The sequence below is a fragment of the Candidatus Eisenbacteria bacterium genome, from assembly GCA_018831195.1.
Classification (GTDB): Bacteria; Eisenbacteria; RBG-16-71-46; order CAIMUX01; family JAHJDP01; genus JAHJDP01.
Genome location: JAHJDP010000012.1, coordinates 15918 through 32450 on the forward strand (window position 1 = coordinate 15918; position 16533 = coordinate 32450).

Below are 16533 nucleotides of genomic sequence, written 5' to 3' on the forward strand. Positions count from 1 at the left end.
TCCCCCCTAGAAGGGATCGAAGATCCTGAGCATCATCAGGATGATCGAGATGGCGATAAGACCAAGTGCGTAATTCTGGAACCGTCCCGTCTGAACCCTTCGAAGAACGCCTCCAAAAGCCTTAACAGAATAACCAACACCATTGACGAGCCCATCGATCACCTTGAGATCGAATCGACCGATGAAAAATGAAAGGACACGGGTCAACCAAGCGCTGCCGTTGACCATGCCATCAATAATCTTCAGATCGAACCGGCCCATCCCACGGCTGATCGCAAGAAGCGGTCTCACGAAGGCAACCGAGTAAAATTCATCAAAGTAATATTTCCGCGACAGCAAAATGTACAGGGGTCGCAAGCGTGCACCCCAGGCTTCCGCGGAAAGCAATTTCCGGCCGTACATGAGCCATGAGAAAAGAATGCCGATGAGGACAACGGCGATACCGCCGAACATCGCCACATAATGGGCAAGGTGCTCTGTGTGCCCGCCGGCATGGGCCGCCGCTTCACCGGCCGCCGCGCCGTGCGCCGCCTCTGTTATGGCATGCGCCGCGCCCTCTCCCCCCGCATACAATCCCATCTGCGGAACCTGAACCAACTTTTCAAACCACCCGCCCCAAGCCGAAACAATCGACAAGATGGCCAGCAAGGCCAGTGGAACCGTGATCACCCAGGGAGACTCATGGGCATGATCGTATTTCTTCTGATCCCGAGGACTACCGAGGAAGGTCAGGAAAATGATCCTGAACATATAGAAGGCCGTGATACCGGCTCCCAGCAGGAGCAGGATAAAGATGACCATATGGGCGGGGTTTTCAAGACCGAAGACCAGCGCCGCCGCCAGAATCTTGTCTTTGCTGAAGAAGCCGGAGAAGGGCGGGATACCGGAGATCGCGATCGTCGCAATCAAAAATGTCCAGAAGGTGATCGGCATCTTTTTGCGCAAGCCACCCATCTCCGGCATCTCTTGTGTATGCAAGGCGTGGATGACACTGCCGGATCCGAGGAAAAGGAGTGACTTGAAATAGGCATGGGTCATCAGATGGAAGAGACCGGCCACCATACCGCCCACACCAAGGGCGGCGATCATGTACCCCAGCTGGCTGATGGTCGAATAAGCCAGCGCCTTTTTGATGTCGGTTTGTACAATCGCGACCGTTGCCCCCAGCATCGCCGTGACGAGACCTATATAGGCGACGAGAAGAAGAGCATCGGGCGTCAGCATCGGGAAGAGACGGCCCACCATATAGACACCGGCGGCGACCATCGTCGCGGCATGAATCAAGGCGCTGACCGGGGTGGGGCCCTCCATCGCATCGGGCAGCCAGACGTGCAGCGGGAACTGGGCGCTCTTGCCGACTGCGCCGCCGAAAAGGAACATGCCGGCTACGGTGAGCCGGGTGCCGGAGATGGCGCCATGCGCCACGGCGTTGAAAATCTCATGAAAGTTAAAGGTTCCCAAGGATGAATAAATGATCATGATGCCGATGAACATAAAAACATCCCCGATGCGCGTCGTCAGGAATGCCTTTTTCCCGGCATCGGAAGCTGAATCCTTTTCATACCAAAAGCCGATCAAGAGGTAGGAAGAGAGGCCGACGAGTTCCCAAAAGACATAGAGGGCGATCAGATTATCGCAGAGAACAATGCCCAGCATCGAGAAAGTAAAGAGACCCAAATAACCGAAGTAGCGGCCGTATCTCTCATCCCCATGCATGTAGCCGATCGAATAGAGGTGGACGAGAGTGCTGACGACGGTGACGACCATCAACATGACAATCGTCAAGTTGTCGACCAGAAATCCCATTGCGACCTGCAAATCATTTAAATGGATCCAGCCCCAAGAATGAGTAAAGAGAAAATGGGGATCCATCCCACTTAGCATGCGCGCAAAGATGGCCGCTGAGAGGATCAACGAAACCGCGACCAATCCGGTGGACAGCCAATCCCCCTTCCTTGGAAGGAAGCGCCCGAAGAAGATCTGGATCCCGAAGCCAAGCAGCGGCAAACATAGGATCAAGATGAGTGTATTGGACATACTCCCCAGTTCCTCCCCGTCTTCTTCTTCATCCGCAAACCTCTGCCCTAGCCCTTCATCGAATCGACTTCATCAACATTGATATTATGATGGAGCCGGAAGATGTTGAGGATGATGGCAAGTGCGATGGCCGCCTCAGCCGCTGCAAGGACAATGACAAACAGCGCCACTACCTGGCCGTCGATCCCCGGGCCCAAATAGCGCGCAAAGGCTATGAAATTGATGTTGGCCGAGTTCAATATCAACTCGATCCCCATTAGAATCATGACGGCGTTTCTTCGCGTCAGGACCGTATAGACTCCCAATACGAACAAGATCGCGCCAACGCTGAGGTAGGATTGAAGACCGATCATGATTCTTTCTCCGTCCGGGCCAAAAGCGCCGCTCCCATCAGCACACCTAGGAGGAGGATGGAAACAACTTCAAATGGCAGCAAGTAATCGGTCATAATCTGCTTGCCGAGTTCCGGCGCCGTGGGCGTCCACACTTTCTCTTCCACGACAGACCATGGCGTTGCATAAATCATAACCAGCAGGATGGCCAGCAAGGCGGCGCAAAGAATCGCGGCGGGAAGCCTCTGCACGGCCGCGCCCTTCATATCGATCTTGCCGATTCGCTGGGTCAGCATGACGCCGAACAACAACAGCACGAGAATCCCACCGACATAGACCATGATCTGCGCACCGGCGATAAAATCGGCCTGAAGTAGAACGTACAATCCCGCCACGCCGCAAAAAGTGACCAGCAACGAGAAAACGGCATGGATGATGCGGGGCGTAAAGGCCACGACAATCCCGGAAAAAACAGCCAGGAGTCCGAAAACCAAGAAAATGATATCCCGTAGCTCCACAGCTCCCCCCTACTCAATCTTCCCACCGGCGCCCTCATCACCGCCGGTTTTCTTCGCCTGATCTGATGACGCCGGCGGAGATGTTTGCCCCTGCACCCTGGTAGCCGTTCCCTCTTCCTTCACTTCGGCTTCCGTGGCTGCTTGCGCCGCGGCCGCTTTGGCCGCCTTTTCTTTGGCTGCGGATTCGGCGTCGCGTTCGGCCGCCTGCTTATCGGCTTCGGTGGCGAAGTAACGCCACATCCCCTTCCGCTCGGGAACAGCGAGCTCAAAATCGTGACTCATCGTGAGGCAATGTGTCGGACAGGGTTCGGTGCAAAGTCCGCAGACCATGCATTCAGAATTATTCACGTCATACTGTATCACCCAAAGCTTAAGCGGCGTCCCATCTGATGCTTGCCCGACGTTTTCCTTCGCCCGCTTAACGGTTTGGATATGGATGCAACTGATCGGACAGGCCCTCACGCAGGCGCTGCACCCGGTGCAATCCTCAATCCGATTATGAAGAATGCCGCGGAATCGTTCCGCGATCGGCGGCATCACCTCTGGATACATCTCCGTCACCGGTTTTGTAAAGGCATTCTTCCCGGTGACCTTCATCCCGATGAGAGTTGAGGCAATAGCCTGATAAATGTTTGTGAAATATCTCTTCCCCGCACTCATATCGCCACCCTCAAAACACCAGCATTTGGAGGCCCACCGCCAACATCAGGATAAAGGAGGCGGGAATCAAAACTTTCCAACAGACATACATCAGTTGGTCCACCCTCAACCGGGGAAGGGTCCACCGCAACCACATCATTATAAGAATGAGGATGAAGGTCTTTATAAGGAAGTTGATCAATCCCGGAATGGGCAGAAGATGATGCGGGAGAATTCCCGAACCGCCGCCCAGGAACGCGGCCGCCGCTATTGCGGCCACAACGAACATATTCGCGAATTCCGCAAGAAAAAAGAGGGCGAACTTCATACCGCTGTATTCGGTGTTGTACCCCCCGACCAGCTCGGATTCAGCTTCCGGCAGATCAAACGGCGTCCGGTTAATTTCGGCCAGTGAAGCTATGAAATAGACAATCGCGCTCAGGAAAAGGAAGGGTGACCGGAAAATGTTCCATTTCCAGATCCCCCCTTCTTGGAAAGCCGACATCTCAGTGAGACTCAGAGAGCCGACAAACATAATCACTCCGATCAAACTCAAGGCGACCGGGATCTCATAAGAAACTATCTGGGAGGCGGCGCGCATGGCTCCGTAGAGGGACCATTTATTGTTCGATGCCCAGCCACCCATGATGATACCTACAACGCCGAGGGAGGATATCGCGAGAACATAAAAAACGCCGATGTTCAGGTCAGCCGCCGCCAAATTCGAACCAAAGGCGAGGGCTGCAAAGGAAGCAAAAGTCGCCGTCATGACAATGATCGGCGCGACTGTGAAGAGCAGGCGGTCCGCCTCTTTCGGAATGAGATCCTCTTTTGTTATGAGCTTGAGCGAATCGGCGATGGTCTGAGCCCACCCGAATTTGCCTCCGACATAGATCGGTCCGTACCGGCTCTGTATCCTCGCGGCGACCTTCCGCTCGAGCCAGACAAGATAGAGCCCAAGGAAAGCCAGCCAGGCCAAGAGAACCACCGCCCAAAACAGCATGGACAGGGCATAGACCAGATTCGGCGGCATGCCCCCGAAAATGGTGTAGGTGGCCATCAATTGATCAGCCCACTCTTTCACCCCGTTTGCTCCCTTCCCCTATCCTCTCCCGCGAAGGAGACGAACTTAACGATCGACATCCCCCAGAACAATATCGATAGAACCGATAATGGCCACCAGGTCCGCCAGCATCACACCCGGAGCAATGGCCTGAAGGATGGCCAGATTGGCAAAACTCGCCGACCGGGCTTTGCACCGGTAAGCCTTTGCCGATCCGTCACTGATGATGTAGTAACCCATCTCACCCCGGGGATTCTCGACCCGCACATAGACCTCGCCCTTCGGCGGCTTGATGATCTTCGGTATATTCTCCGCGATGGCCGCGCCGGCCGGAATACGCTCGATGGCCTGGCGGATGATTTTGCACGATTCCTTCATCTCGCGCATCCGGACGATGTACCGGTCCCAACAATCACCGAGCTGCCCCTGAGCGCCCGTTCCGACCGGGATATTAAAATCAAAACGATCGTATATTGAATAGGGATCATTCTTCCGCAGATCCCATTTCATTCCCGATCCCCTCAACATCGGTCCGGTGAGACCATAGTTGATAGCCATATCCAACGGAATGACGCCGACATTGGCGGTGCGTTCGATGAAGATTTTGTTATACGAAAGAAGGTTATCATAATCGATCAGCTTGGGTTCGAAGTAATCGACGAAGTCGCGGATCATGTCGATCATCTTCGGTGTGAGATCGCCGCTGACGCCGCCGATGCGATAATAATTGTATGTTAGGCGGGCTCCACAAACAGCTTCAAAAATATTTAAGATAACCTCCCGTTCACGGAAGGCATAGATGATCGGTGTCACGGCGCCCAAATCCAATGCATAGGAACCAAAGGAGACAAGGTGAGAAGCGATCCGGCCCAATTCGGCGATAATCACGCGAATATACTCGGCTCTCTCCGGTACTTCGAGTCCCATCAGTTTTTCCACGGCAAGCGCATAGCCGTGATTGCAATTCATTGAAGCGAGATAATCCATCCGGTCGGTGTAGGGCATGGTTCCGGGATAGCCGACCAATTCACTGCATTTTTCAAAACACCGATGTAGATAACCGATGAAGGGCCGGGCCTTTTTTATGATCTCCCCATCCGTAGTGATTTCCACCCTCAGAACGCCGTGGGTGGACGGATGCTGCGGGCCCATATTGATGAGCATCTCATCGGTTCCAAAATCCTCTGGGGATTGAGGAACCCGCGATGGGTTGAACTCCAAGGTCTTCGTATCAACCTTAGGGCTTGTTTGTGACGCCTCGATAGGTTTCCGGGGTAACATAATCCTTCCTTAACGGATGGCCTTCCCAATCAAAAGGCAACAGAATCCTTCTCAAGTCGGGGTGCCCTTCGAACATGATTCCAAAGAGGTCGTAGACCTCTCGCTCCTGCCAATTGGCAAAGTTATAGACCGAGGTCACGGAGGGAATCCTGGGATCATCCCTCGGGGTGTCAACCTTGAGAACGAATTTGAGATTATATTCGAAGGAGTAGAGATGGTAGACAACCTGAAGCATCTTCTCCTTGGGCCAATCGACACCCGCAAGATTCATCATCGACACGAAGCAGAGTTCCGGATCATCATGCATCAAACGGCAGACATCGACAATATGCTTGCTGTCGATCTTCGCCCATGGATCGAACGTATCCCCTTCGTAAGCCAAGACGGCTCCAGGGATTAATTGTTCTATCTTATCGCGAATCTCGTTCGGACCCATGCCGTGACCGCCTCCCCTCGCCCACAACAACAAAATATACTGCCGTCTTGACGGCTAGCCCTGTATGACCACCGGTTCGTATTTATCCCTGTCTCCGCGGCCGGAACGGACAAGCCCCATCTTCTTCACCATCTTCTGGAGTGTGAGAAGCCCGTCCAGGAGCGCCTCTGGCCGTGGCGGACAACCGGTGATATAAACATCCACCGGTATAATTTTGTCGACACCCTTCAACACGGAATAACCGTGATCGACATACGGCCCGCCTGAATTGGCGCAGCTTCCCATGGAGATGACATACTTGGGTTCCGACATCTGGTCATAGAGACGCTTGATTCTCGACGCCATCTGATGCGTCACCGTCCCGGACACAATCATGACATCGGCCTGTCTGGGAGAAGGTCGAAAGGGACCGGATCCGAAACGGTCAATGTCAAAACGGGCCATACCGGTCGCCATCATCTCGATGGCGCAACAGGCCAAACCAAACGTCAGCGGCCAAAGACTATTACCCCGTCCCCAACCTACCGCGGCTTCCAAGGATGTCAGCAGGACATTACCCTCAGTGCTTCTGAGGTCGGTTTCTCTCACAACCCAGTCACCTCACCTGCCCCCGCGTCGGGAACGGAGGGCCTTTGCCCCGGTCCGGTGATGGCCGGATCGGGTTTTACCCATTCCAGATCGCCCCTCTTCCAGACATAGGCCAGCCCGAGAAAGAGAAGACCCAGGAAAACCAACATCTCAACGAATGCGAAGAGCCCGAGAGACTTGAATGCGGTAGCCCAGGGATAAAGAAGCACAACTTCCACATCGAAAATAACGAAAATTAAAGCCACCACATAAAACCGGACATTGAATTTAACCCAGGGAGATCCGACCGGTTGCTCCCCGCATTCATAGGCGATACCCTTGAATTGCGCCGGTCGTGAAGGGCGGATGAGCCAGGAGAGAAAAAGAACACCACCGGAAAAAACCAGACCAAGGAGAATAAAAACCAAAGCTGTGGCAAAATTGAACTCCATACGCACCCCACACTGCGTGATCCCATCACCACTGTGTACCCTGCGGTTTCAGCGTGCCCCCACGACCTCAGGCTATGACGCCCCCGCAAAAGTGTCAACGTGAAGATCACTCCAAAAGAATCCAAGGAGGATGGAATTAAGAACTCCATGACCCGATCGATGCCGCCCATCAAGATACCATCGGAACGAAATCCCTTGTTTGTCGTGCTGGATAATATTCGCTCGGTCTATAATGTGGGTTCGATCTTTCGAACTTCCGATGCGGCGAGAATTTCCCATCTCTACCTCTGTGGAATGACGGCCTACCCCCCTCATCCAAAAATCGATAAAACGGCATTGGGAGCCATTTCTCATGTCCCCTGGTCGCATCATGTCGATGCGTGTGATGTTGTCCGGGAACTCAAGCAACAAGGTTTTCCGATTTGGGCCTGTGAGACAGGCGCCCTGTCACAAAATTATCTGGAGTCTCCCTACCCCAGTCCGCTGGTTCTAGTCTTCGGTCATGAAGTCATTGGAATCAATCCTCTGATCCTCACCTTGGCTGAGAAGCAAATAGAGATTCCCATGGCGGGACATAAAAGCAGCCTGAATGTCGCAACAGCTTACGGGATTATACTTTTTGAGGTTCTACGGCAGTACCGAAGTGAACCAGGATGACCGTGATGTTATCGGGGGCTCCCCGCTCATTGGCGATGTTAACCAGAGCCCGCGCCGCCTTTTCCGGCGATTTACCTTTGACAATACCGGCAAATTCCCTTGGATGGACGACTCGAATGAGGCCGTCGGAACAGATAAGGTAATCTCTCTCCTCCGCCGGCGCCGGCCCCAGATCCATGGTATCGACACGGGCCACATCTCCAGCCCCGATACTCCGCGTTAAAACATGACTCAACGGATGGGTTTCAAGATCTTCGCTGTCAATGACACCGGCTTCCATTTGCTCGTAAGCGAGGGTGTGGTCCTTCGTCAGACATGTCACCTGAGGTTCTGTATCGATTAAATTCAACGCGTAGAGTCGTGAATCGCCGACATGCCCTGCATACAAGTGATCCTGAGCCATGATAAGGGCGGTCAAGGTCGTACCCATCCCGCTGAGCTTGGGATCATCCTCCATCCCCTTCCGGATCATCGCATGAACTTCCTGAAATGTCTGTGTGATGATCGCGGAGGCTTCCCCGAGTGGAAAAATCTTGCAGGCCGTTAATATCTTTTCCAGACCTTTGACGGCGAGCCGGCTGGCCTGATCCCCACCCGGGTGTCCGCCCATACCGTCGGCTACAGCAAAAATGGCCTGAATGGGTGGCGCCGACTTGGTCGCGTACCAAGTTAAACAGGAATCCTCGTTCTTTGAACGAACCTGCCCGCGATCTGTATGGAAACCCCATTCGATTTTCAGCGCCATGCCGATCCCTGGACCAATCTCCTGCCGGAGAGTTTCAAAGGCGGAATTCTATGAATTATTTCAAGCGAACTTGATGAAAATAGCACGCGCCCGGTCGAATGTCCAACTCCGCTCGGCGGTCCTCTCATCTTTCACTCTTCCGGCATGGAGTCCAGCACAATGGGCGACTCTTCTCTAATCCGTCCCCCTAAGCTCATTATCACCCTCTTCCCACTCTTCATCCTCCTCATCAATCTCCCATTCTTCATCGTCGTCTTCGTCATCATCATCCCATTCTTCATCGTCGTCTTCGTCGTCATCATCCCATTCGCCGTCGTCATCATCCCAATCGTCATTCGGCTCTTTGTCATTGTCGACATCATCATCGAAATCCTCATCAAACCACTGATCCTCATCATCCTGCTTATCCATCGGCGATGCCGTTTTGAGAATCAACTCAACGGTCCTGGACATGAATTCTTCCTCCTATGTGGGCCACCCATTATTGACCCGGCCTCGTGATGTTCCCCCCCAAAAAAAATCCGCCGATAAATCGGGATTACAGCGATACCCCCCCCAGGTGTCAAGAATGAAAATCATTCTCTCAGCCTCTATCTAGATTCGCCCTCTTCTCTCTCCTATACTCCGCTAGAGGGAGGACCCAATGATTCGATTCAACCAGAGTCTATTGACCGGATTCGTGAGTCGCAACCCGGCTTTTCACAAGCCCTTTTTATCGCCCTTTCCGATGAAGCGCCGGCATTCGCACGCCGTCCTGATCGGCAGCCTCTGTCTGGCGCTCTTGGCCGGAGCTTCCGACCGGGCCCCGGCCTTTGACGATGTGGAAGTCGGGGCGATCCTAAGAAACCCCATTGAAGCTTCTGATTTCCCCGGTTACCCCGGCGTCATCATGGCGCATCAATCTTATCGGGAGATCACGGGCTCGGGTTCAGGGCTTTCCGAGGAACATCTCATCGGCCGGATCTTCGACCCGGAGGAGGCGGAATCGAGCCTCGGACAATGGTCGACTGATCTGGACCGCGAGTTGCAATTTATCGAGGTCGTCAGAGCGCGTATCTACAGAGGCGATGAGATCAAAGAATTGGGTCCGGACTCCTGGGACGAATCCCCTCTTCCCGGTGTTCCCGAGAAGGGGTACCCGAAACGAACCCGGTTTACCATCCACTTTCAAGATATCCGCTCCGGAGATCTTGTTGAGATTCATACCAAGATTCATATCACTCCCGACCCCGAGCGATACCCCGTAGCTTGGGGCGTCTATCCCTTGTGCCGGGAATTGCCGATTGTAGAGCGCCAGATCATACTCTCCGCCCCGGTCGCTTCCAAAATCATGACAAAAATCCAGAGCTGGCCTGGGCAGGTCGCCCGCACCTATAAGGGATCGATACTCCTCTATGGTTTTCATACGGGTAATTTACCGGCCCTCGGCAGCCTTGAAGGGACCATTGATCCGGAGGAAGGCCCCCCCTGTTTCATGTTCAGCAATATGGAGAATTGGGAAAGGGTCGGATTCATCCTCGCCCGGGAATTCGAATGGGCCACGACGACGGCCAGCGTAGGGATTCAGGATTCCGTCAGGGCTTTTACCAAGGGAAAGAGCACATCGAGAGAGCGCCTGCTGGCCCTCCTCGACCTCATGGACCAGAAGATCGGCCGGGCGCCCCTCCCCTCCGATCTTCTTCGTTACTGGCCCCGCTCAGCCGCGGCCACCTTTTCCTCACGTTGGGCCGATCCACAGGATTGGATCTGTCTGCTTCGGGCCATGGGCTCCTACGTCGGATTGCCATCCCAAGTCGAGATGATTGCCCCGAGAGCCGACTGGGTTCAGGAAGACAATGCCAATCCCCAACAGCTGCCGCATATCGCCTTGAAAATCCGGCTGCCGGATGAAGGCACGAATCTCCTGATCGATCCCCTTAGACGCCCCGCCGGTTTGGAGGTTTCGCCATTCCCCGGTTCATTCTATGGACTGGCGCCGATCCCCAAAAACCCCATCACGGAAATCGGCGAACCGCTTCCAGCGGACCGGACACGTTTGACCCTCGATCTCTCCTGGGATCCTGCCGGGGGATCCGATGAGTGGACCGGATCAGCGCACATTGAGGGTACAGGAATGGCGGCGGCTTGGATTGTACAAAATCTAGGAGGGTGGCACAGCGAATACGACGTTCCTCTGCCCGTGGGCGCCGGCTGGGAACCGATTTTGGATTCCACCCCCCCACCGACGCTGGTGGAAAACTGGGCGGCCTCCTCCGCAACGACCGAATTCCGGTGGCGTCAGCCGCTCCGAAGGGCCGGAGAGGATTCACCGGCCGTTCGGATTTTATCTCTCCTCCCCACTTGGCGGGATCTGCTGGAAACGACCCCCTCATCCAGCCTTCGACCCGAAGGTCCGATGACCTGGACAACCCGGCTGCAAATACCATCGGAATTTTGCCCCGGCGCTGGCAACAACACCTGGAATGAGACTTCGAAATGCGGATCGTGGAAGATTTCGATGAGCCTCGGGGAGGGATCGACCCTTCAGTTTGAAGAGGTTCTCGTTTGGGAGCCGGGAGAAGGATGTACGGGAACCTTGCAGGGATTAGAGGCGGCCCGCCGCAAAACCCTTGGAATAGAAGGGTGACCAAGCGGATTCAGTCGATCGATGCCAGGGCTTCCTCGAGCGCCGTTTGCGTTTGATTGTCAAAGGGGACAAGGATGACCTCCGCGGGCGCTTGATAACGTCTTAGATCCTCGAGGATCGTGGCTACGGCGATGCTTGAGGCCTGATCGACCGGATATCCATAGGCTCCGGTTGAGAGGGAAGGGAAAGCGATACCAGAGGCTCCGATCTCGCGCGCCCGCTTTAACGACTCGCGGTAGGCCGAGGCCAGCATCTCCGCCTCATGGGAGCCGCCCCCCTTCCAGATCGGTCCCACGGTATGGATCACCCACCGGGCCTTCAGATCCCCGGCCCCGGTCACCACGGCCTGCCCTGTGGGGCAGCCTCCGATCCTTCGGCACTCTTCCATAATGAGGGGTCCGCCCGCCCTATGGATCGCTCCATCCACACCACCACCGCCACGGAGGCCGGGATTCGCCGCATTCACAATCGCATCGATCTCCTGCTCGGTGATATCCCCCGGCGCTAGGCGCACCCGGCAGGCGCCGACAGATCGTTCCAAAATCACCTCCTGTTCGACATCTCAGAGGGCGGATCTTCACCGCCGGGCGGCGAAGCCGCTCTCCCCCTCGTGATGAAGGTAGAGGTCCAGCCGGTCGCCCCCCCGCAGGGCGTTTGATCGAGCGGTTCGCCATCTTCAGCAGTGACAGCGGTTGTGGCGACGATTTCATATTCCGTGTCGGGGATCAGAGGATGATCGGGTGTCAGGGTGAGAAGACTTCCGCCTTGCGAGAGTAAGAGCCCCGCCTCTATGGGCGATCCACCCGCGGGCTGCAGGAAGACCGTTCTTTTATTGAGACTGTCGGCAAGGGCCGGCCGGCTGAACCTCATTCGCACAACGGCCAGCGTATCGACCTGAACCGCTCCATCGGCCGGTTCGGCCCACAGGGCTCGGAAATCACAGAAACTGACACCGGTCGAATCGACAACCCCGAATCCCGAGTCATCATACAAGGTCGCGATAATATGATACGACTCGTCGCATCCGCCGGCTCCGGTCTCATCCGTCAAACCATCACCGTCATTGTCCAGCGAGTCACAACCCGCCACATCGGTGCAGTCATAAATATGCTCGGCGATCAACCCGGCCGGGGCGGCGAGGCTGTCGACGGAACCATCGCCCCAATCCCAAATAATCGAGAGGAGGTCGCCGTCCGCATCGGAGGAACCGGAAGCATCGACGATGACATGCGATGAATCCCCGATCCGGCAGATATTGTCCGACAGAACAAGCAGCGGCGGTGTGCCGACGGTAAAGCTCGACTGAAAGATCTGCACGCCGGGCGCTTCCAGATCCTGATCCAGTTCATTCCCCGCAAGGTCCCTGATCTCACTGCGCGCGCGAATCCTGTAGACCAATCCGTCGCGCAACTCATCAATAAGATTTATCTTCACAGTCCGTCCATCCCCGAGCAGTTGCGTACTGTAGTAGGCTGAGCCGGCCTCGGGTATTAGCTTAATAGTCGAATTATCAATCGTTGACGGATCCAACCGCTCGCTAAAGGTTAGGCTTATATCAGGCATTGGGCCGACACCGACCGTGCTGTCGGGCGGCTCAACGGAAACGACATGGGGCGGTGTCTCATCATCACCCGTCGCGAATTCCTGAATGAACGATTGATACCCGACGGTCGACGGATCCTGATCGAGAGGATTTCCCAGCGTATCCGTGACCGAGGGCGTCACACGAAATGTATAGGTTTCGTTCGGCAGCAGGGGATCCGGCGAAGGTATCGCAAAGGCCGTATCACCCGTCGCGGCCACGCTCAGAAGGATGCCGACTTCTGTATCATTGAGTAGAATATCAACGCCGCCCGGCGCGATCGTGGCAGGATCGATCGGCTCGTCAAAGATCACGGCCAGGGTTCCCGCCGGCGGGAACGGCACCGCGGGAAGGATGAGATCCAAAACCCTGGGTGACAGGGTTTCCGGGCTGGTTGTAAAGAAGGCCTCATACGGATCCAAATCATGCGTCCCCGGAATCTGATCGAGGGGATTGTCAAAGAGGTCGGTGAGACCGGTTCCGGCCAGCACGCGATGACGGGTGCTGAAATCCATATATTGGTCCTGGGGCAGCGACCAGCGCACCCGGGTATTGTTGTCCAGCAATTCCAGGCTGCCGGCCAGGGGATTCCCTCCTTCCGGACCGACCTGCACATTTGCATTTGTGACGCCCTGCGGATCGAGCGGCTCACTGAAGGTGAGCGTGACCTTGGCATAAACTTTGACGCCGCCGGCGCCGTTCTCCGGATCGATCGCTGTAACCCACGGCCCCAGCGTATCCGGAACTGTTGTGAAGACCGAATGAAAGGGCTGAAGCCCCTCGATATCCGGATCTTGATCCAAGAAATTCCCCACTCGGTCCATCACGGTTGTATCGACCCCGATGGTATACAGGGTCGCATGGGCGAGTGAGTCGGCCGGTTCGAATGTCCAGGTGAGACTATCGGCGCTCGCTGAGTATTGCCCCGCTACGACAGCTTCACCATGCAGCAGCCGGAAGGATGTCGTCAGCATTTCCGGACGGACCGGTTCACTGAAAGTGACCTGAGGGTGCGCGCCCCGCGGAATCATCATGGCCGAATCGCCGGGGGACCAGTCGGCCACACGGGGAGGAATCGTTTCCGAACGCGCCTGGAACCGGCTGACGAATTCCTGTTCACCGGGCAGATCGGGGTTCTGATCCAGCAAAACGCCGTACGGATTGGCGACAAAACGTGTCAGACGGAACCGGTAGACTCCGCCGCTGGCCAGCGAGTCATCCGGCGCATAGACCGCGTGCAGGCTGTCCGCCGAAACGGTGATTACGCCCTCAACCGGAATCGAGTCGGTCGGCGACAAGATTCGAATGAACTGGAATGTTCCACCATGAATTGTAGCGGGCTTGATGGGACGTTCAAAAACCACTTCAACACGGCTCGTTTCCGGGACACCCACGGCCCCGTTCGGCGGCGTCCACTCCGCCACCCTCGGCGGCGTGCTATCGATGACCGTTCTAAATGTGTAAGAAAATGACTCATGCTGCGGCGTGTCATAATTCTGATCCAGCGCGACGCCGTCGGCGGAGAGGATCGCTGTTGTCGCCCGAAGGATATACTGTTTCACAAAACCAAGCGGACCGTCGGGATCCAATCTCACCTCGGTCGCATTCTCATCAAGCGTAACGCTCGCGGGAACAACGGCGCTATCCTCCGCCCGCTCGAGATAAACCGTGCCGCCGTTGACGGTAGAGGGATCCAAAGCCTTCGAGAAGTCCAGAACAAAGACCGACTCGATGCCGACATTCTGGGCGACATTCGGCGTGTATTGTACAACGCGAGGGTTCTCTTCCGTCTCAAAGATGGAGATAAACTCCTGAAGCCCCTCTTGATGCAGATCCTGATCGAGCGGTATACCGTTGGCGTCTTTGACCGCCGTCGTGACGGCAATCCTGTAAACCAGCCCGCGCCCCAGGGGGTTGGTGGGAATGAACCCAAAAGTGATGCTGTCCCCCTGGCTGAAAATCCGTCCATCGATATCGGCATAAAAAGGGGGTTTCCGGATCACGAGGCTATGCGCATCAACCGTCAGGGGATCGACCGCTCTATCGAAAGCAATCAGGGCCTCAATGCCGACCGGAACATTCGTCGCGCCATTCACAGGCAGCACAAAAGCCACCTGGGGCCCCACCGGTTGATCCAGAATCCGAAAAGTGCTGGTAAAGGTATCGGGCGCGGCGGTGGCCGGATCCTGATCCAAACTCAAACCCCTGATATCCACGAGAGCGGGGGTGATCTCAAGTGTATATAACATTTCCCACGCCAGATTTTGCGAAGGCGTGATGGTAAGGGTAGTATCCTCCTCGCTGTAAACAACGCTGCGTCCCGCCGCGACGCCGAGGGTATCGGTCAGAAGCACCGCCGCCTCGACGGTTGAAGGCTGGGCCGGGCGATTCAATGTTACCGTGATGACCGGCCGCCGCCCGATATCATCCGTCCCGTCGGGCGGATCAACGGTCACGACCCGGAGCCGGATATACGAGGCCACCTGGAATTCCGAGGTGAAACCTTGCAGCCCTTCCGTCTCCGGTTCTTGATCGAGCGGGCGCAGGTCCAGATCACGCAAGGCGGTGGCGGCCGTGATGGAAATCCAGGTGTTTTCGGGAAGATAGGTCAGCGGAACGATTCGCAACCCGCGCCCGTCGGCATCTATCTCACGCGACACCTCGGCGATCTCTTCGCCGGACGCTCTTGCCTTCAACGCGATCGCCGGTCCTTCGAGATCGGCGGGCACCATCGGGATCGAAAAACGAAGATAAATCGAACTGGTGTCCGGGATAGCGCTGGCGCCGTCGCCCGGCTGCACCGAAACAACACGGGGCAGATTCCGCCAAACGCCGACAGGGACCGAGAGGTCGCCGCCGTAATGCCCCGTGATCCGCGGCGTCCGAGCCCGGACCCAGAAGGTCGCCGTTTCGGAATTCAGGGGGTTGATTTCTGACGGATCGATCGACGCATCAGGGGATAGGGCAAAGAGCTTCTGAACTTCGGCGAGGGCGAAGAGACGGGTCGTATCGGGTGTCGACCAGGAATAAAAATTCCCCGGCGTCCCTTCGGCGACGATATCGTATAAAGTAGCTTCCCTGATGCCGTCCCACCCGATGGTATAACTTATATCGCCCGGCGCGCCTTCCAGTAATTCCGGAGAGGTGAGGATCGACCAGATGGCCAGCGTGTCCCGGGTCGTTTCACCGGCTTGAATGTTAAAGCCCTTCGCTTCCCCGAGGTAGAGCCCGCCCCGGCGCATCGCCTCCGTATCCTGAGGATCGCTTCCCGCTGATTCAATCGTGACCGTGGCGTCATAAGGCCCCCCGGCCTGAAGATCAACCTCCAGACGGAAGCGCCCTTCAGCATCAATCGGAGCAACACCCCGCGCCATCGTTCGCCCGGCGGTATTGAGCACGATCAGACGGATCGAATCAGGGGCGCCGAATCCGCGCGATTTTCCGGCGCCGACGGAATCGATAAAGTGCGGGATGAGCTGGAGACGGCCCCATCCCTCGGGCGCGACCGGCTCATCGGGCGCGCATGTCAAATTCAGAAGGATCCAGCCGGTGAGAAGAAGCAGGAATCCCATCCTCAGCATCTTTCCTGTTCTCATCG

General features: G+C 56.0%; 15 protein-coding genes. 2 read left to right on the forward strand and 13 right to left on the reverse strand.

Annotated features, from left to right (window positions below; all coding sequences use genetic code 11):
* Positions 1–6 precede the first annotated feature (6 nt).
* The 9 genes from nuoL to KJ970_01550 form a co-directional block, all read right to left on the reverse strand.
* Positions 7–2037: an NADH-quinone oxidoreductase subunit L gene (gene nuoL / locus KJ970_01510; GenBank protein MBU2689580.1), complete on the reverse strand. Its 2031-nt coding sequence runs from the start codon at positions 2035–2037 to the stop codon at positions 7–9.
* Between the two features lie 47 nt (positions 2038–2084).
* Positions 2085–2390, reverse strand: a complete 306-nt coding sequence (gene nuoK / locus KJ970_01515; protein MBU2689581.1) for an NADH-quinone oxidoreductase subunit NuoK — start codon at positions 2388–2390, stop codon at positions 2085–2087.
* The gene (locus KJ970_01520; protein ID MBU2689582.1) at positions 2387–2887 is read right to left on the reverse strand and encodes an NADH-quinone oxidoreductase subunit J; all 501 of its coding nucleotides are present in this window, start codon (positions 2885–2887) and stop codon (positions 2387–2389) included. The genes nuoK and KJ970_01520 overlap by 4 nt, the downstream gene beginning before the upstream one ends.
* 9 nt (positions 2888–2896) lie before the next feature.
* The gene (locus tag KJ970_01525) at positions 2897–3547 is read right to left on the reverse strand and encodes a 4Fe-4S dicluster domain-containing protein (protein MBU2689583.1); all 651 of its coding nucleotides are present in this window, start codon (positions 3545–3547) and stop codon (positions 2897–2899) included.
* Positions 3548–3557: 10 nt separating this feature from the next.
* Positions 3558–4559, reverse strand: a complete 1002-nt coding sequence (nuoH, locus tag KJ970_01530) for an NADH-quinone oxidoreductase subunit NuoH (protein ID MBU2689584.1) — start codon at positions 4557–4559, stop codon at positions 3558–3560.
* Between the two features lie 96 nt (positions 4560–4655).
* Positions 4656–5870, reverse strand: a complete 1215-nt coding sequence (locus KJ970_01535) for an NADH-quinone oxidoreductase subunit D (GenBank protein ID MBU2689585.1) — start codon at positions 5868–5870, stop codon at positions 4656–4658.
* Positions 5827–6306, reverse strand: coding sequence for an NADH-quinone oxidoreductase subunit C (locus tag KJ970_01540; GenBank protein ID MBU2689586.1), 480 nt, complete (start codon positions 6304–6306; stop codon positions 5827–5829). The genes KJ970_01535 and KJ970_01540 overlap by 44 nt, the downstream gene beginning before the upstream one ends.
* Positions 6307–6360: 54 nt before the next feature.
* A complete protein-coding gene (locus KJ970_01545) occupies positions 6361–6894 on the reverse strand; it encodes an NADH-quinone oxidoreductase subunit B (GenBank protein ID MBU2689587.1) in 534 nt (177 codons plus the stop codon).
* Complete coding sequence (locus KJ970_01550) at positions 6891–7325, reverse strand: NADH-quinone oxidoreductase subunit A (protein MBU2689588.1); 435 nt, start codon at positions 7323–7325, stop codon at positions 6891–6893. Before KJ970_01550 ends, KJ970_01545 begins: the two co-directional genes overlap by 4 nt.
* Positions 7326–7472: 147 nt before the next feature.
* On the opposite strand from KJ970_01550, the gene KJ970_01555 reads away from it, so the two are divergent.
* Positions 7473–7982 carry an RNA methyltransferase gene (locus KJ970_01555; protein ID MBU2689589.1) on the forward strand — a complete coding sequence of 170 codons (510 nt, stop codon included), beginning with the start codon at positions 7473–7475 and terminating at the stop codon, positions 7980–7982.
* On the opposite strand, the gene KJ970_01560 is transcribed toward KJ970_01555, so the two are convergent.
* Positions 7936–8727, reverse strand: a complete 792-nt coding sequence (locus tag KJ970_01560; GenBank protein ID MBU2689590.1) for a protein phosphatase 2C domain-containing protein — start codon at positions 8725–8727, stop codon at positions 7936–7938. The genes KJ970_01555 and KJ970_01560 overlap by 47 nt on opposite strands.
* A gap of 174 nt (positions 8728–8901) precedes the next feature.
* Complete coding sequence (locus KJ970_01565; GenBank protein MBU2689591.1) at positions 8902–9180, reverse strand: hypothetical protein; 279 nt, start codon at positions 9178–9180, stop codon at positions 8902–8904.
* A gap of 190 nt (positions 9181–9370) precedes the next feature.
* Between KJ970_01565 and KJ970_01570 the strand changes: the two genes are divergently transcribed.
* A complete protein-coding gene (locus KJ970_01570) occupies positions 9371–11353 on the forward strand; it encodes a DUF3857 domain-containing protein (protein ID MBU2689592.1) in 1983 nt (660 codons plus the stop codon).
* A 10-nt stretch (positions 11354–11363) separates the two neighbouring features.
* On the opposite strand, the gene KJ970_01575 is transcribed toward KJ970_01570, so the two are convergent.
* Positions 11364–11894 carry an O-acetyl-ADP-ribose deacetylase gene (locus tag KJ970_01575; protein MBU2689593.1) on the reverse strand — a complete coding sequence of 177 codons (531 nt, stop codon included), beginning with the start codon at positions 11892–11894 and terminating at the stop codon, positions 11364–11366.
* A gap of 2 nt (positions 11895–11896) precedes the next feature.
* Positions 11897–16531 (reverse strand): Ig-like domain-containing protein, encoded by a 4635-nt coding sequence (locus tag KJ970_01580; GenBank protein ID MBU2689594.1) that lies wholly within the window; start codon positions 16529–16531, stop codon positions 11897–11899.
* Positions 16532–16533 lie beyond the last annotated feature (2 nt).

Excerpts from the sequence above, each read along its gene's own strand:
- nuoL (MBU2689580.1), bottom strand. The coding sequence starts at position 2,037 with ATGTCCAATACACTCATCTTGATCCTATGTTTGCCGCTGCTTGGCTTC.
- nuoK (MBU2689581.1), bottom strand. The coding sequence starts at position 2,390 with ATGATCGGTCTTCAATCCTACCTCAGCGTTGGCGCGATCTTGTTCGTA.
- KJ970_01525 (MBU2689583.1), bottom strand. The coding sequence starts at position 3,547 with ATGAGTGCGGGGAAGAGATATTTCACAAACATTTATCAGGCTATTGCC.
- nuoH (MBU2689584.1), bottom strand. The coding sequence starts at position 4,559 with ATGCCGCCGAATCTGGTCTATGCCCTGTCCATGCTGTTTTGGGCGGTG.
- KJ970_01535 (MBU2689585.1), bottom strand. The coding sequence starts at position 5,870 with ATGTTACCCCGGAAACCTATCGAGGCGTCACAAACAAGCCCTAAGGTT.
- KJ970_01540 (MBU2689586.1), bottom strand. The coding sequence starts at position 6,306 with ATGGGTCCGAACGAGATTCGCGATAAGATAGAACAATTAATCCCTGGA.
- KJ970_01550 (MBU2689588.1), bottom strand. The coding sequence starts at position 7,325 with ATGGAGTTCAATTTTGCCACAGCTTTGGTTTTTATTCTCCTTGGTCTG.
- KJ970_01555 (MBU2689589.1), top strand. The coding sequence starts at position 7,473 with ATGACCCGATCGATGCCGCCCATCAAGATACCATCGGAACGAAATCCC.
- KJ970_01560 (MBU2689590.1), bottom strand. The coding sequence starts at position 8,727 with ATGGCGCTGAAAATCGAATGGGGTTTCCATACAGATCGCGGGCAGGTT.
- KJ970_01565 (MBU2689591.1), bottom strand. The coding sequence starts at position 9,180 with ATGTCCAGGACCGTTGAGTTGATTCTCAAAACGGCATCGCCGATGGAT.
- KJ970_01570 (MBU2689592.1), top strand. The coding sequence starts at position 9,371 with ATGATTCGATTCAACCAGAGTCTATTGACCGGATTCGTGAGTCGCAAC.
- KJ970_01580 (MBU2689594.1), bottom strand. The coding sequence starts at position 16,531 with ATGAGAACAGGAAAGATGCTGAGGATGGGATTCCTGCTTCTTCTCACC.